This window comes from Methylobacterium durans (assembly GCF_003173715.1).
GTDB lineage: Bacteria > Pseudomonadota > Alphaproteobacteria > Rhizobiales > Beijerinckiaceae > Methylobacterium > Methylobacterium durans.
Genome location: NZ_CP029550.1, coordinates 1,479,042 through 1,497,043, shown reverse-complemented (window position 1 = coordinate 1,497,043; position 18,002 = coordinate 1,479,042). Strand labels below are relative to the sequence as shown.

General features: G+C 69.0%; 11 protein-coding genes and 1 pseudogene. 9 read left to right on the top strand and 3 right to left on the bottom strand.

Annotated elements, in window-relative coordinates:
* Nucleotides 1-387: 387 nt before the first annotated feature.
* The 5 genes from DK389_RS06925 (at nucleotide 388) to DK389_RS06905 (ending at nucleotide 7,129) form a co-directional block, all read left to right on the top strand.
* Nucleotides 388-840, top strand: a complete 453-nt coding sequence (locus DK389_RS06925) for a hypothetical protein (RefSeq protein WP_109888359.1) — start codon at nucleotides 388-390, stop codon at nucleotides 838-840.
* Nucleotides 841-1,239: 399 nt separating this feature from the next.
* Nucleotides 1,240-2,922, top strand: a complete 1,683-nt coding sequence (locus DK389_RS06920) for a hypothetical protein (RefSeq protein WP_109888357.1) — start codon at nucleotides 1,240-1,242, stop codon at nucleotides 2,920-2,922.
* Nucleotides 2,923-2,981: 59 nt separating this feature from the next.
* The gene (locus DK389_RS06915; RefSeq protein WP_109888355.1) at nucleotides 2,982-4,706 is read left to right on the top strand and encodes a type I secretion system permease/ATPase; all 1,725 of its coding nucleotides are present in this window, start codon (nucleotides 2,982-2,984) and stop codon (nucleotides 4,704-4,706) included.
* Nucleotides 4,703-6,007 (top strand): HlyD family type I secretion periplasmic adaptor subunit, encoded by a 1,305-nt coding sequence (locus tag DK389_RS06910; RefSeq protein WP_109888353.1) that lies wholly within the window; start codon nucleotides 4,703-4,705, stop codon nucleotides 6,005-6,007. The genes DK389_RS06915 and DK389_RS06910 overlap by 4 nt, the downstream gene beginning before the upstream one ends.
* A 267-nt stretch (nucleotides 6,008-6,274) precedes the next feature.
* On the top strand, nucleotides 6,275-7,129 hold the full coding sequence (locus DK389_RS06905; RefSeq protein ID WP_109888351.1) for a class I SAM-dependent methyltransferase: 855 nt from the start codon (nucleotides 6,275-6,277) through the stop codon (nucleotides 7,127-7,129).
* A 71-nt stretch (nucleotides 7,130-7,200) separates the two neighbouring features.
* Here the strand turns inward: DK389_RS06905 and DK389_RS06900 are convergent, their stop codons facing one another.
* Entirely contained in the window at nucleotides 7,201-7,515 is a 315-nt protein-coding gene (locus tag DK389_RS06900; RefSeq protein ID WP_109888349.1) for a helix-turn-helix domain-containing protein, read from the bottom strand.
* 360 nt (nucleotides 7,516-7,875) lie between these two features.
* Between DK389_RS06900 and DK389_RS06895 the strand changes: the two genes are divergently transcribed.
* The 3 genes from DK389_RS06895 (at nucleotide 7,876) to DK389_RS06885 (ending at nucleotide 13,584) form a co-directional block, all read left to right on the top strand.
* A complete protein-coding gene (locus DK389_RS06895; protein ID WP_109888347.1) occupies nucleotides 7,876-9,615 on the top strand; it encodes a type I secretion system permease/ATPase in 1,740 nt (579 codons plus the stop codon).
* A 76-nt stretch (nucleotides 9,616-9,691) separates the two neighbouring features.
* Nucleotides 9,692-11,002: an HlyD family type I secretion periplasmic adaptor subunit gene (locus DK389_RS06890; protein WP_236960930.1), complete on the top strand. Its 1,311-nt coding sequence runs from the start codon at nucleotides 9,692-9,694 to the stop codon at nucleotides 11,000-11,002.
* A gap of 89 nt (nucleotides 11,003-11,091) precedes the next feature.
* Nucleotides 11,092-13,584 carry a hypothetical protein gene (locus tag DK389_RS06885; protein WP_109888344.1) on the top strand — a complete coding sequence of 831 codons (2,493 nt, stop codon included), beginning with the start codon at nucleotides 11,092-11,094 and terminating at the stop codon, nucleotides 13,582-13,584.
* Nucleotides 13,585-13,613: 29 nt separating this feature from the next.
* Here the strand turns inward: DK389_RS06885 and DK389_RS06880 are convergent, their stop codons facing one another.
* The gene (locus tag DK389_RS06880; protein ID WP_418292047.1) at nucleotides 13,614-14,249 is read right to left on the bottom strand and encodes a NepR family anti-sigma factor; all 636 of its coding nucleotides are present in this window, start codon (nucleotides 14,247-14,249) and stop codon (nucleotides 13,614-13,616) included.
* Nucleotides 14,250-14,505: 256 nt separating this feature from the next.
* Nucleotides 14,506-15,249, bottom strand: a complete 744-nt coding sequence (locus tag DK389_RS06875; protein ID WP_236960686.1) for a helix-turn-helix transcriptional regulator — start codon at nucleotides 15,247-15,249, stop codon at nucleotides 14,506-14,508.
* A gap of 533 nt (nucleotides 15,250-15,782) precedes the next feature.
* On the opposite strand from DK389_RS06875, the pseudogene DK389_RS06870 reads away from it, so the two are divergent.
* A pseudogene (locus DK389_RS06870) lies at nucleotides 15,783-18,002 on the top strand (TonB-dependent receptor).

The following is an 18,002-nucleotide window of genomic DNA, read 5'->3' as shown; positions in this document are numbered from 1 at the left end:
GACGCGCAGAGCGGCGGGTTCGATGCCGTGGTCGGGATGCGGGCCGCCCTTGATCGCCGCCGGCACGAAGATGTGCCCGTTCATGACGCGCTCGACCGCCTGCAGGTAGGTCGCCTGCCCCGACGATTTCGGCACGAAGCCGGCCGCGCCGAGCTGCAGCGCCTCCCGGATGATGCGGGCTCAACGGCAAGCCCGTGATCCGCTTCTACCTCCCGCATTTCCACGCCGACCACTGTCTCGGCGCCACCTCCTTCCCCGCCGATACAGTCTCGGCCGGGCCCGGCCAGCAGGCCGACTTGAGGCGCTTCGGCAATGAACTCGCCGCCGGCGTGTACCGCGTCGCGGGCGACTGGATGCGGGGCACCGGCGCGCGAGGCCCGCGACGGCGTGGAGGGGATCGGCGAGCGTCGCTTCCGTCTGTTGCACCTGTCGGGCCACACCGTCGAGGACCTCTGCCTGTTCGAGGAGAGATCCGGCCTGCTGTTCCCCGGCGAACTCGTCTTCCTCGACCGTGCCGCGACGACCCCGGACGCCGACCTTCCGCGCTGGCGGGCCGCGCTGGCGACGCTCGGCGGGATCGGACACGGACGGCTTGTCCCGGGACACTGCCCCGTCGAGAGCGGCCGACGCGGGATCGACCAGGCGCTCGCCTGGCTCGAGATGGTCGAAGGGCGGATCGGCCCGGCGTACGAGGAGGGCCTGGTCATCACCGAGACGATGGGGCTGCGGTTGCCGGACTGGGCGGAGAGGATCGCGGTCGCCCGCTACGCGTACGCCCGCTCGGGGATGCATCTGCTGGCGCAGATCGAAGCCGAGCGCCTGCCGTTCCTCGCCTCCTGAACTCCGGAGCGACGAGCGTTGGCGGATGGCCCGCTTGACCGGGGGCTTTGCCACGCACACCGAGACTGCTCTGCGTCGGAGCATCGATGAGACCGGATTCGGCGCGGGACGAACCCGCCTAACGAGAGGCTCGAGACTTTCCCGCGGCCGGTTGACTTGCTCAACGCTCTGCAATCAGCGATTCGCTTGATGCCAGCATCGCATGTCGGATAATGCAAAGGACTTTTGCATAGCCGAAAATGTGCGAGGAGGGGTCGAAAAGATGTTGTTCGGCAACATCTTGCTTGACGAATCGATTTTAGAAATCAGAATTTTGATCATTTTGGAAAATCGTTGGCTCGACTATCGAGCAACTTGATCGAACAGCCAGGGTTGTATGCGAAATCATCGGAGTGTCTGATGTCCGCATCATCCTTGAATGTCTTGGGCCAGCCGCTGGCCCGCAGCCTCGAATGGCTTGTCAGCCCGGGAGCTCTTCTCTCCTCGACCGCTCTGTCGACCGCGCAGCTGTCGAGCCTCGGCCCCGTCGCATCCCTCGTCGAGTCGACGCTCGACGGGACGGGCTCGGACACTGCGAACGCCACCGTGCCGGATGGCGCGGCCGCGATCGCGAACGGCCTCGTGCTCGACACGCATGCGCAGCTCGAGGCTACTGGTCATCAGGTCACCGCGCTGAACGGGCCGCTGCACGCCCTCACGAATCTCGGCGAGACGCTCGGCCTCGGCCATCTCGGCGAGACCGGCAACCTGATCACGGATCTGACAGGCGCCGCCGGCCAGCCCACCGAGCTTGGGAATATCGCCAGCCTGCTCGGCGATGCGGGCCACGCCACCGACGCGGCCGGAACGCTCGTGCAATCCCTGACCGCGGCGCCGGCGTCGGGCAACGGCATCGTCGGGCCGAATGGTGCCCTCGATCCCGCGACGAACCTGCTCAACCAGAGCGTGCTCGATTTCCATACCACGCTCGAGGATGTCGGGCATCAGAACCCGACGCTGAATGGGCCGATCCACGCCCTCACGGGCCTCGGCGAGGCGCTGGGGCTCGGCCATATCGGCGAGCCGGCCAATCTCGTCAGCGACGCTCTGGCGCTACCGGGAGGGCTGCTCAACGGCGGCGGCGTCTCCGCCGTGACCCCGCTTCTCTCGGATCTCGGCGAGGTTCTCAACGCGGGCGGCACGCTGCTCGGCAGCCTCACGGGTGCTGCGAGCGCGAACGGTGGACTGCTCTCGCCGAACGGATTGCTGGCTCCGGTCTCGAATCTCGCCAATGCCGCCATTCTCGACCTGCACGCCGGGATCGAGACGATCGGACACGACGTGCCGCTCCTGAACGATGCCCTGCACGGCCTCACCAATCTCGGGGAGACGATCGGGCTCGGGCATTTGGGCGAAACCGGCAACCTCGTGACGGATGTGGTCAACCTGCCCGGCGGCATCCTCGGTGGAGATGGCCTCGGATCCGTCTCCCCGATCCTGGGAGACCTCGGCGCGGTCACGAACGCGGCCGGCGGTCTCGTCGACGGCCTGACCGGAGCCGTTGGGGGGCTCGGGCAAGGGGGTGGCGGCGATCTTGCCGGCGGCGTCCTCGCACCCGTGACCGGCCTGCTCGACGGCGCGACGGGCAGCGCGAACGGGGGGCTGCTCGGCGGCCTGCTCGGCGGATCCGGGGGCGGAGGGGACGGCGCGCTCCACCCCCTGATCGATGTGGGCGTCGGGCCGGCCACGGCGAACCCGATCGCCGATGTCGCGGTTGCTTCCCCTTCGGCCGAACCCGCGCACGCCGTCCAGGTCAGCGCCCTCGGCGTCCCGGCCGAACAGCCGAGCCTCGCCAGCCTCAATCTGCTCGCGGGTGACAGCATCGCGTTCCCCGCGAGCGGGGGCGGTGGGTCGGATGCGCTGGTCGGCAAGCTCCTCGACCTCGCGCCGCTCTCCGCAGTGCCGGATGGTTCGGAGAGTTCGGGCGGGCTGAGCCTCGATCTCGGCATCGCCTCGCTCGATCTCGGCGGTCACGTCGACAGCCACCATACTGACCCGAGCGGTCACGCGAGCACCACCGGTCTGCACCTGCTCGGCCTCTGAGCGGAAGCGCCTCCGCCGCCCTTCGGCGGAGGCCATCGCGACGCAGCGGGAGAGGTCACGTGATCGACGATCGCAGCTTGCGCCGGCGCGGGCGCCACGAATTCTGGGGCGCCGTCCGGGCCGGCCGGGGGGCGCTCGTCACCGCCATCGTGGCGAGCGGCGTCATCAACCTGCTGATGCTGACGGCCCCGCTGTTCATGCTCCAGGTCTACGACCGGGTGCTGCCCAGCCGCAGCATCCCGACGCTGCTCGGGCTCGCCGGCATCGCCGGGATGCTGTTCCTGATCCAGAGCCTGCTCGAAGTATTGCGGGCCCGCATCCTCGCGCGGTTCGGGCGGCTCGTCGACGAGCGTCTGGGGGAGCGCCTGTTTCGCACGCTGGTCGCGCGCAGCGCTGAGCCGCCGCGCACCGACGAGGGGCCGCAGGCACTGCGCGACCTCGACACGGTCCGCGGTTTTCTCGGGAGCATGGCCTTCACGGCCGTCTTCGATCTGCCCTGGGTGCCGCTCTACATCGCGATCTGCTTTCTCTTCCATCCCTGGATCGGGATCACGATCGCGGCCGGTGCCGCGATCCTCGCCGCGCTGACGCTCCTCACGGATTGGGCCAGCGCCGAGCCGACGCACGCTTCGGTGAAGGCCACGGCCGAGCGGCGCGCCTTCACCGACATGGTCCACCGCGCCGCGCCGATGCTGACCGCACTCGGCATGCGCTCGCGCATGGTCGCGCTCTGGCAGGACAGGGCGCGGCGCAATCTCGACGTCACGACCGATGGCAACGATCTCGCGATCGCCTTCGGCAGTGCGGCCCGGCTCCTGCGCACGGTGCTCCAGTCCGGCATCCTCGGTCTCGGCGCCTTCCTCGTGGTCCGCGAGGAGGCGACGGCCGGCGTGATGCTCGCCGCCACCATCCTCTCCGCTCGCGCGCTGGCGCCGGTGGATCTGGCGATCGCGAACTGGAAGTCGGTGGCCGCGGCACGACAAGCCTGGTCGCGACTCATCGCCTACTTGCCGGGCGCGGAGCCATCCGCGCCCGTGCCGCTCCCGAGGCCGCGCGAGAGCGTGCGGGTCACGGCCCTGTCCATCGCTCTCCCGGGAACCGATCGGCTGGCCCTTCACGACGTGAGCTTCGCCCTCGCCCCGGGCAGCGCGCTCGGCGTGATCGGGCAGAGCGGCTCCGGCAAGTCCACGCTCGCCCGGGCCTTGGTCGGGATCACGCCCCCGAGCCGGGGCGTCATCCGCCTCGATGGCGCTGCCCTCGATCAGTGGGACCGGGACGAGCTCGGCCGCAGCCTCGGATACCTCGCGCAGGACGTCGAGATGTTCGATGGGACCATCGCGCAGAACATCACCCGGTTCGATCCCAGTCCCGACCCCGAGGCACTGCTGTCGGCGGCACGGGCCGCCGGAATCCACGAGATCGTGCTGCGCTTGGCCGGCGGCTACGACACGCCGATCGGGCCCGGGATCCCGGCCCTGTCCGGCGGGCAGCGCCAGCGCGTCGCCCTGGCCCGCGCGCTCTACGGCGATCCTTTCCTCGTCGTCCTCGACGAGCCGAATTCCAACCTCGACCTCGACGGGGAGCGGGCGCTGGCGGCCGCGGTGCAGGGCGTGCGCTCCCGCGGCGGCATCGCCGTCGTCATCGCCCATCGGCCGAGCGCGCTGACGGCGGTCGACCGCATCCTCGTCCTCAACGACGGCCGGGTGCAGATGCACGGGCTGCGGGACGAGGTCCTCGCGCAACTCGCCGCACTCACGCGCCAGACCCCGACGAGGGTGGCATGACGGATCAGGATCCCGTCCGCGCGACCCGCCGCTCCCTGCGGCGCCACATCTTCGGCGTGCTCGCCGTCCTCGCGCTTGCCACGGGCGTCGGGGCCTGGACCGCCCTGACGGAGCTGTCGGGGGCGATCATCGCCACGGGCTCGCTCGTCGTCGAGACCAACATCAAGAAGGTGCAGCACCCGACGGGTGGCGTCGTCGCCGAGCTGCGCGTCGAGGAGGGCGCGCGGGTCAACGCGGGCGATCTGCTGATCCGCCTCGACGCGACGACGACCAGGGCCACCTACGACAGCGTCAGCAAGAGCCTCTGGGAACTCGCCGCCCGCACGGCCCGTCTCGAAGCCGAGCGCGACGGCCTCGAACAGATCGGGTTTCCGGCCGAGCTGCGCGCGGCCGGCACCGGTGTCGCCCGCATCGTCGAGGGCGAGAGCAAGCTCTTTCGGCTCCGTCGCGACGCGCTGCTCGGGCAGAAGGCGCAGCTGCGTGAGCGCGTGGGTCAGTTGAGGGACGAGATCCGCGGCCTGTCCGAGCAGGGCGAGGCCAAGGAGCAGGAGACCGCGATCATCCAGCGCGAGCACGAGGGGGTCCAGGATCTCTGGAAGAAGAACCTCATCCAGCTGAGCCGGGTCACGAGCTTGGAGCGCGACATCGCGCGGCTCAAGGGCGAGCGGGGCGTGTTGGTTGCAAACGTCGCGCAGACGAAGGGCAGGATCTCCGAGACGGAGCTGCAGATCATTCAGCTGGAGCAGAACCTGCGCAGCGACGTGGCGAAGGAACTGGCCGAGATCCGGGCCAAAGCAGCGACCCTCACCGAGCAGAAGATAACGGCCTTCGATCAGCTTCAGCGCATCGAGATCCGCTCGCCCCAGGCCGGCTACGTGCACGAGCTCGCCGTCCACACGCGCGGCGGCGTGATCACGCCGGGCGAGCCGATCATGCTGATCGTTCCCACGGCCGATTCGCTCGTCGTGGAGGTGCGAGTCGCGCCGCAGGACATCGACCGGGTGCGGCTCGGGCAGGCGGCGAGCCTGCGCTTCCCGAGCTTCGACCAGCGCACGACGCCCGAGCTCGGCGGCACGGTCACGCGGGTCGCGGCCGATGTCAGCGAGGACAAGCGCACGGGCACGTATTACTACCTCGTGCGCCTCGGCGTATCGAAGCAGGAACTCGCCCGCCTCGACGGTGCGAAGCTCATGCCCGGCATGCCCGTCGAAGCCTTCATCAGGACGGCGGACCGGACGGTGCTCTCCTACCTCACCAAGCCCCTGACCGATCAGACGCGTCGAGCCTTCCGCGAGAAGTGAGCGCGCGGCTCCGTCCCGTGGTCGGGGACCGCACGGGCGAAGATCCCGCCTTCAGCCAGAAGCGGCGGGGTCGTATCATGGCGCTCGTTGGGAGCGGGGCCGCATCCTCCTCGTTGCGGCGCGCCGCTCCGATGCGGGCCTGCCAATGCGTGTTCGCCCCGCGTCCGCGGGCCGCGGATCAGGCGGAACAACCGGTGCGGGCAATCCCGTCTCGGGATGCCGCCACCCCTTCGGCCCGCTCGGGTTCGTACGTCACTGGAGGCGGTGATGGCACAAACGACGGCTCCACTTTCGCAACCCACGACCGCAGGCGCGTCCGGCCAGGAGCCGGATCTCGGAGCCGTCAAGGCACGTCAGCAGGCGACGTGGTCGACGGGCGATTACGCCGTCATCGGGACGACGCTTCAGATCGTCGGCGAACGCCTCTGCGAGGCGGTCGACCTCCGGGCCGGCGAGCGGGTGCTCGACGTGGCAGCCGGAAACGGCAACGCGTCGCTTGCTGCCGCGCGCCGCTGGGCCGAGGTGACGGCGACGGATTACGTCGGCGCGCTGCTCGACCGGGCGCGGGAACGTGCCGCCGCAGACCGTCTCACGATCGCGTTTCAGGAAGCCGATGCGGAGGCGCTGCCATTCGAGGCGGCGAGCTTCGATGTCGTGCTGTCCACCTTCGGCGTGATGTTCACGCCCGATCAGGACAGGGCTGCGAGCGAGCTGCTGCGGGTGTGCCGCACGGGCGGACGCATCGGCTTGGCGAACTGGACGCCCGACGGCTTTATCGGCCAGATCTTCAAGGCGATCGGCAAGCACGTGCCGCCCCCGGCAGGCGTACGCTCTCCCGCTCTGTGGGGCACCCAGGCACGGCTCCAGGAATTGTTCGCCGGCCATGACCTGAGCATCACGCCGCAGGTCTTCAACTTCCGCTACCGATCGGCCCATCACTGGCTCGACGTGTTCGAAGCCTATTACGGGCCTGCGCATCGCGCCTTCGCGGCACTCCCGGCCGATGGCCAGGGCGCATTGCGAGACGACATCATGGATGTTCTCGCCCGGATGAACCGGGGCGGCAGCGACACCCTGATCGTACCGAGCGACTACGTCGAGGTGGTCGTCACGAAGCGTTAAGCGAACAGCAAGCCTCAAGCGTCGTGCGAGTCAGCCCGGAAATCGGCACGCGCGGCGGCGATCCGATCCGCTCAGCGCGGGGCGCTCGCCTCCGCGCCGAACAGGATCTCGTAGGTCAGCGGATCGTAGAACCGCATCAGGCTCTGGACGAAATGACGGGCGTCGATGCCGAGTGCATCGGCCCAGGCGCGATAGCGATCGGGCGGGATGCGGCCGCGACCCGTCTCCAACTGCGAGATGAACGTATAATATTCGGCGCCGACCAGCGTCGCGAGTTGCCGCTGTGAGAGGCCGCGCGTCTCGCGCAATTCCTTCAGGAACCGCCCGCCTTCCCGACGCAGTCCCTGAACTTCCTCCGAGTCCAGGCGCTGATGATGAGCATACACGGTGAAGGTTTCCCCTGGCTCTCGGCGCGCAGGCCCGGTCTATACAGTGACATCTATATAGGCTTGACCCCGCATTGCTGTCCAGATGGGATGCCGCGTGTGCCGGTTGCCGCCGGCGCGAGCGTGCTTGGAATAGCTCCCCGACGCTCTATGATCGACGATGTGGGGCCGCGGCCGAACGGGTCGTTAGACGCGGCTGGCAGGTGCGGAGGTTCGTGAGGGACGCCGAGCGATCTGCCGGGCGTGACGGGTGAACGCCCGATCGAAATCCCGACGTCGCGGGATGCGGTTCGGCAGAAGGGGCGCGGTGCGCGTCTGGACGGATACGAGAGTTTTACACAACCCTGAACGGGCACCGAAATGGGCAGTCCTGCCACCTCATCCGTGCTGAAAACCGGCCTGCGCTCGATGCGGCCGATGCTTGTGACGGCATTCGTTTTCAGCTTCTTCATCAACATACTGCTCTTCGTCAGCCCTCTGTACATGCTGCAGATCTACGATCGCGTTCTGTCCAGCCGCAACGAGACCACGCTTTTCGGGATCACGCTCATCGCGGCATTCGCGCTCGCCGTCTACGCGGCGCTCGAGCTGCTGCGCGCGCGCATCCTGGTCCGCGCCGGCATGGTCTTCGATCAGAAGATCGCGGGGCCGATCTTCGACGCGGTGCATCGCGGCAGCCTGCGCAGGCCCGGCGCAGGGCACGAGTCGGCGCTGCGCGACGTGGACACCCTGCGGGAGTTCCTCACCGGCAGCGGGCTCCTGGCCTTCTGCGACGTGCCCTGGACGCCGATCTTCCTGCTGGCCTGCTTCATCCTGCATCCCTGGTTCGGATGGATGGCGCTGGTCGGCGGCGCCGTGATCCTCGGCCTGACGCTCGTGAACGAGATCGCGACCCGCCGCGCGCTCGAAGCGGCGAATTACGCCTCGGGCGCCGCCGGGCAGCAGGCTAGGGCGACCTTCCGGAACGGCGAGGTCCTCCAGGCGATGGGGATGCTCGCGTCCTTGCGCGAACTCTGGCGGGCCCGCCACGACGAGGTCCTGCTGCTCCAGGCCCTGGCCAGCGACCGGGCCGGCATCGTCGTCGCGGCGACGCGCTTCGTCCGCATGTTCCTGCAGACCATGGTTCTCGGGGTCGGTGCCTATCTCGCCATCCACCGGGAGATCTCGGCGGGATCGATGATCGCCGCCTCGATCATCATCGGGCGCGCGCTGGCGCCGATCGAGCTCCTCGTCGCCAACTGGAAGGGCTTCACGGCCGCCCGCGCCGGCTATCGCCGCCTGACGGAGCTGGTCTCCCTCGCCGGCCCGGAGCCGCACCGCGTGGTCCTGCCGCGGCCGCAAGGGAGGATCGAGGCCGAGGCTTTGTGCGTGGCCGCCCCCGGCTCGACGATCCCGATCCTCCGCGACGTCAGTTTCCAGATCGAGCCCGGCAGCGTCGTCGGGGTGATCGGGCCGAGCGCGGCGGGCAAGTCGACCCTGGTCAGGGCGCTCACCGGCGTCTGGCCGCTTCTCTCGGGTGCGGTGCGGATCGACGGGTCGGAACTCGGGCACTGGGACCCCCAGGCGCTCGGCCGCCATATCGGCTACCTGCCGCAGGATGTGGAGCTTTTCGACGGGACGGTGGCCCAGAACATCGCGCGCTTTGCCGTCGATGACGAGGCGTCGATCATCGCGGTGGCGCAGAAGGCCGGCTGCCATGCCCTAATCCAGAGCCTGCCGGACGGGTACAACACGCGGATCGGGCCCGGCGGGCATGGCCTGTCCGGCGGCCAGCGCCAGCGCATTGCGCTGGCCCGGGCGCTCTACGGCCATCCGAGCCTCGTCGTGCTCGACGAGCCCAATGCGAGCCTCGATCAGGCGGGCGAGACGGCCCTGATGCAGGCGGTGGTCGCGGTGAAGGAGGAGGGGACGACAATCGTCATCGTCACCCACAAGCTCAGCATCCTGACGGGGGCCGACCAGGTTCTGATGATGAACGGAGGCACGCTGCAATCCTACGGAGCGGCGGACCAGATCCTCGCGCAGATCGTTGGTCCGCGGCCGGTCCCGTCCCTCGTGCCGGTGGCGAGCGCCGACGGGCACCGGGCAGCGGCGGGCTGACGCCATGGCGAAGGGCTTGGCCGTGGCGACGCCATTGCGGGTTTCAGCCCGGCAGGATTGCGGCCCCGGGGCGGCGATGCCCGAGCAGGCGGCCCTTCTCGGCCTGACGAGCTGGCGGCGCTACGCGATCGCGGGCTACGCGTTGATCTTCGCGACCTTTGGAATCCTTGGCATCTGGGCGGCCGTCACCCGCCTCGACCGGGCGGTGATCAGCCCGGGCGTGATCACCGCGGAGGGCAGCCGAAAGGTCGTCCAGCATTTCGAGGGCGGCATGGTCCAGGAGGTGCTGGTACGGGACGGCCAAAGCGTGCGCGAAGGCGACGTCCTGCTGCGCATCGATCCGCTCCAGTCCCGTGCCAGCGCCGATCTGTTCCGGAGCCAGCTCGACGCGGCCCAGATCCTCGAAGCCCGCCTGCGGGCCGAGCAGGACGAGGACGCCGACCTCGACCTGCCGCCCGACCTCGGCGCGCGGCGCGACGATCCGGGCATCGCGCGCCTGATCCGGGACCAGACGGAGCAGCTTGCGGAGCGGCGGCGCTCGCTCCGCTCGCAGTTCGACCTGATCGAGGCGCGCATTACGCAACTGAAGACCGAGATGTCGGGCCTCGCGGTCGAGAAGACCTCCGTGCAGGAACAGGTGGGCTTCATCAATCAGGAGCTCGGAGGCCTGCGGGCCCTGCGCGACAAGAACCTCATCCCACTCTCGCGGCTGCTCGTCATGGAGCGCGAGCGCACGCGCCTCGAAGGCGTGATCGGTCGCTCGGTGGCGGAGACCGCAAAGGCGCAGAACGCCATCGGCGAGGCGGGAATGCAGATCACCCAGCTGAAACAGAAGCAGCAGGAGACCGTCACGGCGCAACTTCTGGAGACGCGTCAGAAGATCTCGGAGCTGCGCGAGAAGCTCCTCGTCGCGCAGGACGTCCTGAGGCGGCACGAGGTCCGCGCCTCGCATGGCGGCGTCGTCCAGGGACTGAAGGTCTACACGATCGGGCAGGTGATCCGCTCCGGTGAGCCCCTGATGGAGATCGTGCCGACCAGTGACCGGCTCGTCATCAGCGTCCAGTTCTCGCCGAACGACCTGGAGATGATCCATCCTGGCATGCGGGCCGAGGTGAAGTTTCCGACCTTCCAGACCCGCCGAACGCCCGCGATGTTCGGCACGCTCAAGACGGTCTCGCGCGACCGCCTGATCGACGACGCCACGCGGCAACCCTACTTTTCCGGCATCGTCGAAATCGACGAGCAGCAGGTCCCGGACGCGGTCAGGCGGCGGCTGCTGGCCGGCCTGCCAGCAGAGATCGTGGTCTCGGCCGGCGAGCGCACGGCGTTCGACTACATGGTCGCCCCCTTCTTCGACGCAATGGGACGCGCCTTCCATGAACGCTAGACTTAAGGTGGAACGGTGGGCGACGGCGCGGGCGGCGTGCCCGCAGCCCTCCGTGGCGCGGGCGTCCGGTTGCTGAGTATGAGGTCGACATGGCTGCGGTAATCTCCTTCTTCCGGCCGGCCGCGACCACGGCGGGCGCGTGGTCCCAGCAGGAGCTCGCCGAGTTCTACCGGGTCGAGGCCGCGCTGATCCGCGCCGGGATTCGCATCACCAGCGAGCAGGGCGTGAGCGACGAGGCGGATCCGTGGTTCGCCTTCTGCCGCCCCGATGGCGACGCCATCATGCATTTCGCTCGGATCGACGGCAGCTACGTGGTGGCGTCCGAGGCCCTAGACCGGCCGATGCGCGGGTCCGACTTCCGAGCGCTCCTCGACGAGATCGCGGCCCGGAATCCCGCGCTCCTGCCAATGCCGCAAGCCGGTGCCGGCACCAAGCTCGTGGTTCATCCGGCGGCCCTGCTGGCGGCGATCGTCGCGGCGGCGGCGCTGATCCTCTCCTCCGAGGACGCCGCGGCCGGCGAGTTGGACGCGATCGGCCCTGACGGGAGCCTGCCCGCAATGCCCGGCGGCGGCCCTGCGGCGGTTTCGGCGGAGACGGCGCAGGGCAAGCCCAGCGACGATTCCCGGTCGGACGACCACCGCCGGCAGGTCGAGGCGATCCTGTTCACGGCGATGATCTTCGCCGCGCAGTCGGTCGCGGCGGACGAGCTCGACCGCAGATCGGGTCCGGATCTGCTCTCGGCCGAACCGACGAGTGCTCCGACCCAGAATGCGGCCCAGGGCGAGGCTTCGACGGCCGGCGCGCAGGCCCGGTCCACGCGGGCCGAGGCGGGGGCGATCCAGCCTGCCTCTGCCCTCGACGCCGACCTCGCGAACCGGAGGGGCGAGGACGCGCAAGCCACGCCCGAGCGGCCCGGCGCAATCCAGCAGGGCCGGCCCGACGCCGGCTCCGAAGGCCCCGCGCATCCGAAACTCGCGGCCGCGACCAAGCCCGCGGCGGGCGAGGCCGACGAGCACACGGCGCCGCGGTCCACGGAGCCGAGCCTACTCGTCGGCGTGGGCCGCCTCTCCGCGAACGACGGACGCCCGGCGGACGGCGCGGACACCTCCGCCGTTCCGGACGGGAAAGCCGCGAGAGCCGGATCGGCCTCCGTCTCGCCGGACGATTCCGGATCAAACGATGCGAAGCCGGGCGCGGCGCAATCCGGGTCTCAGGGAAATTCGCCGCAGACGCCCTGGCTCGTCTCGGTGCTTCGCTCCGACGACGAGAAGTCGGGATCGTCCTCCGGTCGCGGCAAGGCGGCCCAGGACGAGACAGCCAAAGGCGAGACGGTCAAGGCCGACAAGAGCCAGGACGCCAAGAGCCAGGACGCCAAGAGCCAAATCGACGATCTGAAGGGATCCGGCTCGGGGCCGTCCGGGGAAGAGCGCGCGGAGTCCGGGAATTCCGGTTCGTCGAAAGCGGCTGCCGCCGGCGCGGGCCCGGCAATCGCCGAGGGCAAGGGGGCCGAGGCGTCCCACACCGGCCCCAGCGCCGCGGCGCCCGGCCAGAACAAGACCAAGGCCGAGGCGTCAGGCGTCGAACCGGCCAAGGCCGCGGAGCCGGATCAGCCGAGTGCGGGCGGTCACGGCGCGAAGGCGGACGTCGCGGCTGCGGGCGCGGAGGCCGAGGCGGGCGGGGCGAGCCAGGGACCCATGAACGCCACGGCTCCCGGACAGATCAAGCAGGCCGAGAAGGCTGCCGCCCAGGCTGAAGCGGCGAAGAGCACCGGCTCCGAGAAGCATGCCGTGGAGGGCCAAGGTTCGACAGCGGAGGCGGCGCCGGCCGCCGAGCCCGGCGTGATCGAGCCGGGCAAGCATCCGAACAAGGCTGCCGATGCTGCCGGCCCGGACAAGGTCACCGGCCCGGATAAGATCACTGGCCAGGACAAGCACGCTGCGGACGGCCACGCCCCGGCGCCGGAAGCCACATCGCACCCCGTGAAAGCGAGCGACGTCGGACCTGCGGCCGCGAGCGCCGCTGCTCCCGGGCAGCAGGCCAAGCACCCGGACAAGGCGGCCGACCCGTCAGATCCGGTCAAGAGCACCGGCCCGGACAATCTGGCCGTTGACGGTCACGACGCGAAGGCGGATGCCGCGGCAGCCAAGCACGCTCCGACGCCCGCGGAAGCCGAACCCGGACAGCCTGCGCCCACGGAGAGCGATGCGAGCGCCGCTCACGGCAAGGCCGCTGTCCATCCCGCGCATCAGGCGGCGTCGATTCAACCTGCGGACGCGATCGAGACGCATCCGAGCCCGCCGCCCGGCGACACCACGCCGTCACCCGCCTCGGTTCCGGTCGCGCGAGCGCCCGATCCCCAGCCCGCGTCCCCTCCGATGGTGGAGACGCGGCCGGTCGGTCTCGCTGCGACGGTCGATGCGGACGGCAACCTCGTCTTCGGCCCGGGCAATGGCTCGAAGGCCCATCCGTCCCCTGGCCATCCGGCACCGCCTCACGCGCCGGAGATGGACCCGCACGCGGATGTGGGGCTCGTGGGCCTCTCGCACCTGCATGCGCCGCTTCATCACCCGGACGTTCACTGAACGTCCGTCCCGGAGCCGGTCGCGGCCGATCAGGCCGGGACGCTGCCGAGCTTCGGGCCCGCTTGCCCCATCGCGCTGGCCAGGACCTCGCGGGCCCGACTGACCCGGCTCTTCACGGTCCCCACTTGGCACCCGAGCACCGCTGAGGCCTCCTCGTAGGTCATCCCCTGCGCGGCCACGAGAATGAGCGCCTCCTGTTGCGGCACCGGAAGCCGTCTGATCCGCGCCCAGAGTTCCTGCAGGGCTACCCGATCGACCTGATCGGAGAGCGCGATGAGCCGACCGGCCGCCGCACCGTCGACATCCTCGACCTCGCGCTTCGTGCGACGGCGCTCCGTGTAAAACTGGTTGCGCAGGATCGTGAACGCCCAGGCCTTGAAGTTGCTGCCCGGCCGATAGCGATGCTGATTCTGCCAAGCCCTGAGCAGGGTCTCCTGAACGAGGTCGTCGGCGTGGCTCGGATCACGGACGATCGAACGGGCGAAACCCCGCAGATCGGGCAGGAGCGCCAGCAACTCGTCGCGGAACGCGGTCGGATCGGAGGGAGCGCCCACGGTCAGAGCCGCCTCGAGCCGGTCGAGAAGGTCGAGGAACCGCCTCGGTGTCTCTTCAGCCGGGGCCGTCCCGTACAAGGTTCGAAGATGAAGCCCGAGGTGGTCGCGCAGGAACGCCGGAAGGCGCGGACGAAAATCCGGTTTCAGCGCGGGCGACCGGTCGTCGCGAGCCCGGGCCGGCCGCGTCGGAGCTTGTGCGTGGAACGCCATTGCGTGCTCGATCTCCCTATCGCACCCGCCATACAGTGAATTCATAATAGGTCGTCGCTGTATGTCGATCAAGGACCGAGCCCTCGCTCGCGAGGACGCGGCGCGATGTTTCGGGGCGAGCGATGCGGGCCTCCGCCTTCAAGCGGCGCGACGGGCCTCAGGCCTCATCCGGAGGCAGCGTTTCGGGGTCCGCGGATTCGAAATCCGCCGCCAGCGAAGCGTGCGCTGAGCGCACCCTGCGCGGCGGCATCCCGTAGCGCTTGCGGAAAGTACGGTTGAAGTACGAGAGATCGCCGAAGCCGACCTCGAAGGCGATTGCACTGATCGATTGGGGCCCCTTGGCCGTCGAGCGCAGCAGGCGCAGGGCGCGTTCGAGGCGGCGCTCCAGAACGAATTCCGAGAAGGTCTGCCCGTCCGCCTCGAACAGCTTCTGGAGTGAGCGCACGCTCATCCCGGAGAGCTGTGCGAAATGCCGCGCACTCAAGTTGCGTTCGCCGAGCCGCACCTCGATCTCCGCCTTGATCGCGCGGATGCGACCGGCCTGCCGGCTGGTCCCCGGCCCCTTGGAGGGCAGGGCCGCGTCGGAACACATGATGTCGACGAGCCCTGCCATGTGGCGGATCGCATGGTCGCGCAGAGACGGGGTCGTCACCGGCAGGAGCCCGCGCATCAGGGCCGCACCGTAGCTGCCGAGCAGCGCCAGAGCGGCATTGTCCTCGCTGAAGACGCGCAGGCTCGCGGCCGCGCCGACCATCGACGCGCTGAGGTCGTCGTCGGCGAGTTCGAACCAGTCGAGGCGCTCGACCCCCATGAGACGGATCGTCGGCGACTCGGAGAGCGTCAGGAGGATCGCTTCCCGCGTCGTCACCACGGCGCGCTGGTCCTGCTGCTGCACCACCATAATGCCGCTCGACGGGCGCAGCAGCATGCCCCCGGGGCAGGATGCGCTCCAGCGGGGCCGGATCGCCGCGTGCTGCGGGCTGGTAGCAGATCGTCAGCCCCACATGCGGATCCAGCCGCAGTAGCGCCATCGCCTCGAACGGCGCATCCCGGGCCGGCCCGAGCGAGCGGGGGGCGAGGTCCCGGCCGTAGGCGTGCCGACCCGCCCAGGCCGACGCTTCCCGCATCATCTCGTCGGCCAGCAGCCACACCGCGGCCGGCCCACGGCCGTTCGGCGCTTCCGGATCCTGCGCTTTTCGCCCCTGTCCGTCTTTCACTGCGCATCCGTCCGAGACAGCCGCGAATGCAGCGGCCTAATAGTGCCCAAGCACAGACGCCGATGAAGGCAAAAAATCAAGCCGCCGATACCGTTATATTCAGATTAGAATAATTTGAAACAGCGGGATGAACTGGGAATAAGCGTGAAGTTGGTTGGCGAATGCCAGCTGCACGTGTGTCCAATCCATTCGCCGATCCGCAGGACTCTGGAAGCCGATGCGTTACCCCTTCGTCTCGACGACGGCATTGCTGGTCGTCACCGCACCGGCCGCCGCTCAGGCACCGTCGAGTCAGGCTGTCGAACTCGATCAACTCTCGGTCACCGCCGCCCGCGCCGAGCGCTCCGTCTCCGACATCCCGCAATCCGTCCAGATCGTCGGGCGCCAGGAGATCGAGCAGCAACTCAAGCAGAGCAGTAGCGCCTCGGCGGCGCTCTCGCGCCTCGTGCCCGGCTTCTCGGTCTCGAACCAGAGCGTGTCGGGTGCCTCGGAGACCTATCGCGGGCGCGACCTTCTGGTCCTCCTCGACGGTGTTCCCCTGAACACGCCACTGCGCGACGTTAACCGCATCCTCGCGCTGATCGACCTGAACTCCGTCGACAGGATTGAGCTGGTCGCCGGCGCGTCGAGCCTCTACGGCGCCGGTGCGACCGGCGGCACGGTCAACTTCATCACCAAGCGGGCGGAGCCCGGCCCACCCCGGGTGACCGTCAACACTGTGACCCGCGCCTTCACCAGCGACATCGCGGCCTCGATCGTCCCGGAGCTGTCGACGACGGTCTCGGGGAGGAATCCGGACGGGTTCGACTACGTCTTCACCGGGACCGGGCGGATGGGGCGCCGGACCTATGACGGGATCGGGCGCGAACTGCCTTCGGACGCGATGCTCGGCCAGGGCGGCGGCGACCGCTTCGGCAGCGGCAACGTCTTCGCGAAGCTGGGTTACGACATCGATGCGGCGAAGCGGATCGAGGGTTCGTTCGCGTGGTTCTCCTTCAATCAGGATCCGCGCTACCTGACCAACTATTCCGCCCCGTACGCGAGGCCGATCCTCACTCAGCCCTATCCGGGCCTAAGCATCCTCGAGGACACGAAATCCTTGCAGCTCCGCTACATCGACAGGGATTTCGCGCTGGGCTCGTTGAGCGTGCTCGGATATTACAACAGCATCGAGAAGCGCTTCAATTTCACGACCTTCTCCTATCCATACAACTCACAAGTCTACTATTCATTCGATCCGCTTCGGCCCACGAGCCCGAGCAACCAGACGACGCTGTTCTCCGACCGCGGCGGCATCAACGCCACCGTCGACACACCCCTCGACGACGTCTGGGCCGGAGCCCGGCTCACCTGGGGTGCCGACCTGATCCTGGAGAAGACCAATCAGACGCTGACGAATGGCCAGAACGTCTTCACGCCGCTGCAGCAGACCACGACTGCTGCCTTCGGCCTGCTGCAGGTGCCGGTGACCGAGAGCCTGACCGTCCGAGGCGGCGTGCGCTACGAGTATTTCGCGCTGAACGTCGAGGACTTCCTGCGCCCCGCCGCCTACGCCGCCGTCGCCGCGCGGACGCCGCTCGGATATCAAGCCTTCGTGCTGCCGGCGCTGCGCGTCACCGGCGGCGATTTCGACTATTCGGCACCCACCTTCAATCTCGGCGCCACCTACAGGCTCGATCAGGCGGCCGAACTCTACGGCGGCTTCTCGCAGGGCTTCGCTCTGCCGGACGTCGGGGCCTAAACCCGCCGGGCCGGCCTCTCCACCGCCTTCGCCTGCCCCGTCGCGAACCCGAACTGCCTGCCTGCCGCCCGCCGGTCGGTCACCTTCCAGTCGATCGCGCCCGAGGCGCAGATCGTGAACAGCTACGAGCTTGGCATCCGCGGCGGCAACGGACCTTTCCGCGGGAGCCTCGCGGGCTTCATCAGCACCTCCGAGCGGGGCGTCACCTTCGATCCGATTACCAACACCATCTCGCAGCAGAAGGAATTCATCTACGGCACCGAGGTCATCGGCCAGTACGCGCTGACGGAGCGCGCCTCGGTCGGCGGCAACGCCACCTATCGGGAGGGCCGCTACGACAGCAACAAGGACGGGCGCCTCGACAGCTGGCTGCCGAACAACCGCATCGCCACGCCCTTCCGCACCACGATCTGGGGGTCTTACCTCTTCGACGGCGGCGTCAGCCTGCGGCTTGAGGGGGAGGCGTGGTCGGGGCGCGATGCGCGCATCGACCTGGTCGGAAGCCGCTACGGCATCAAGCCGGGCGTGACCATGAACGCGGCCCTCAGCGCGCCGATCGATGGCGGCGAGGCTTACTTCGCGGTCAACAACCTCCTCGATGCACAACTCGTGAATCCAACCGCGACCTCGGTGCGAAACCTCGCCGTCTATTCCTGGGGGCGGACCGTCACGCTCGGCTACAGGAAGACGTTCTGA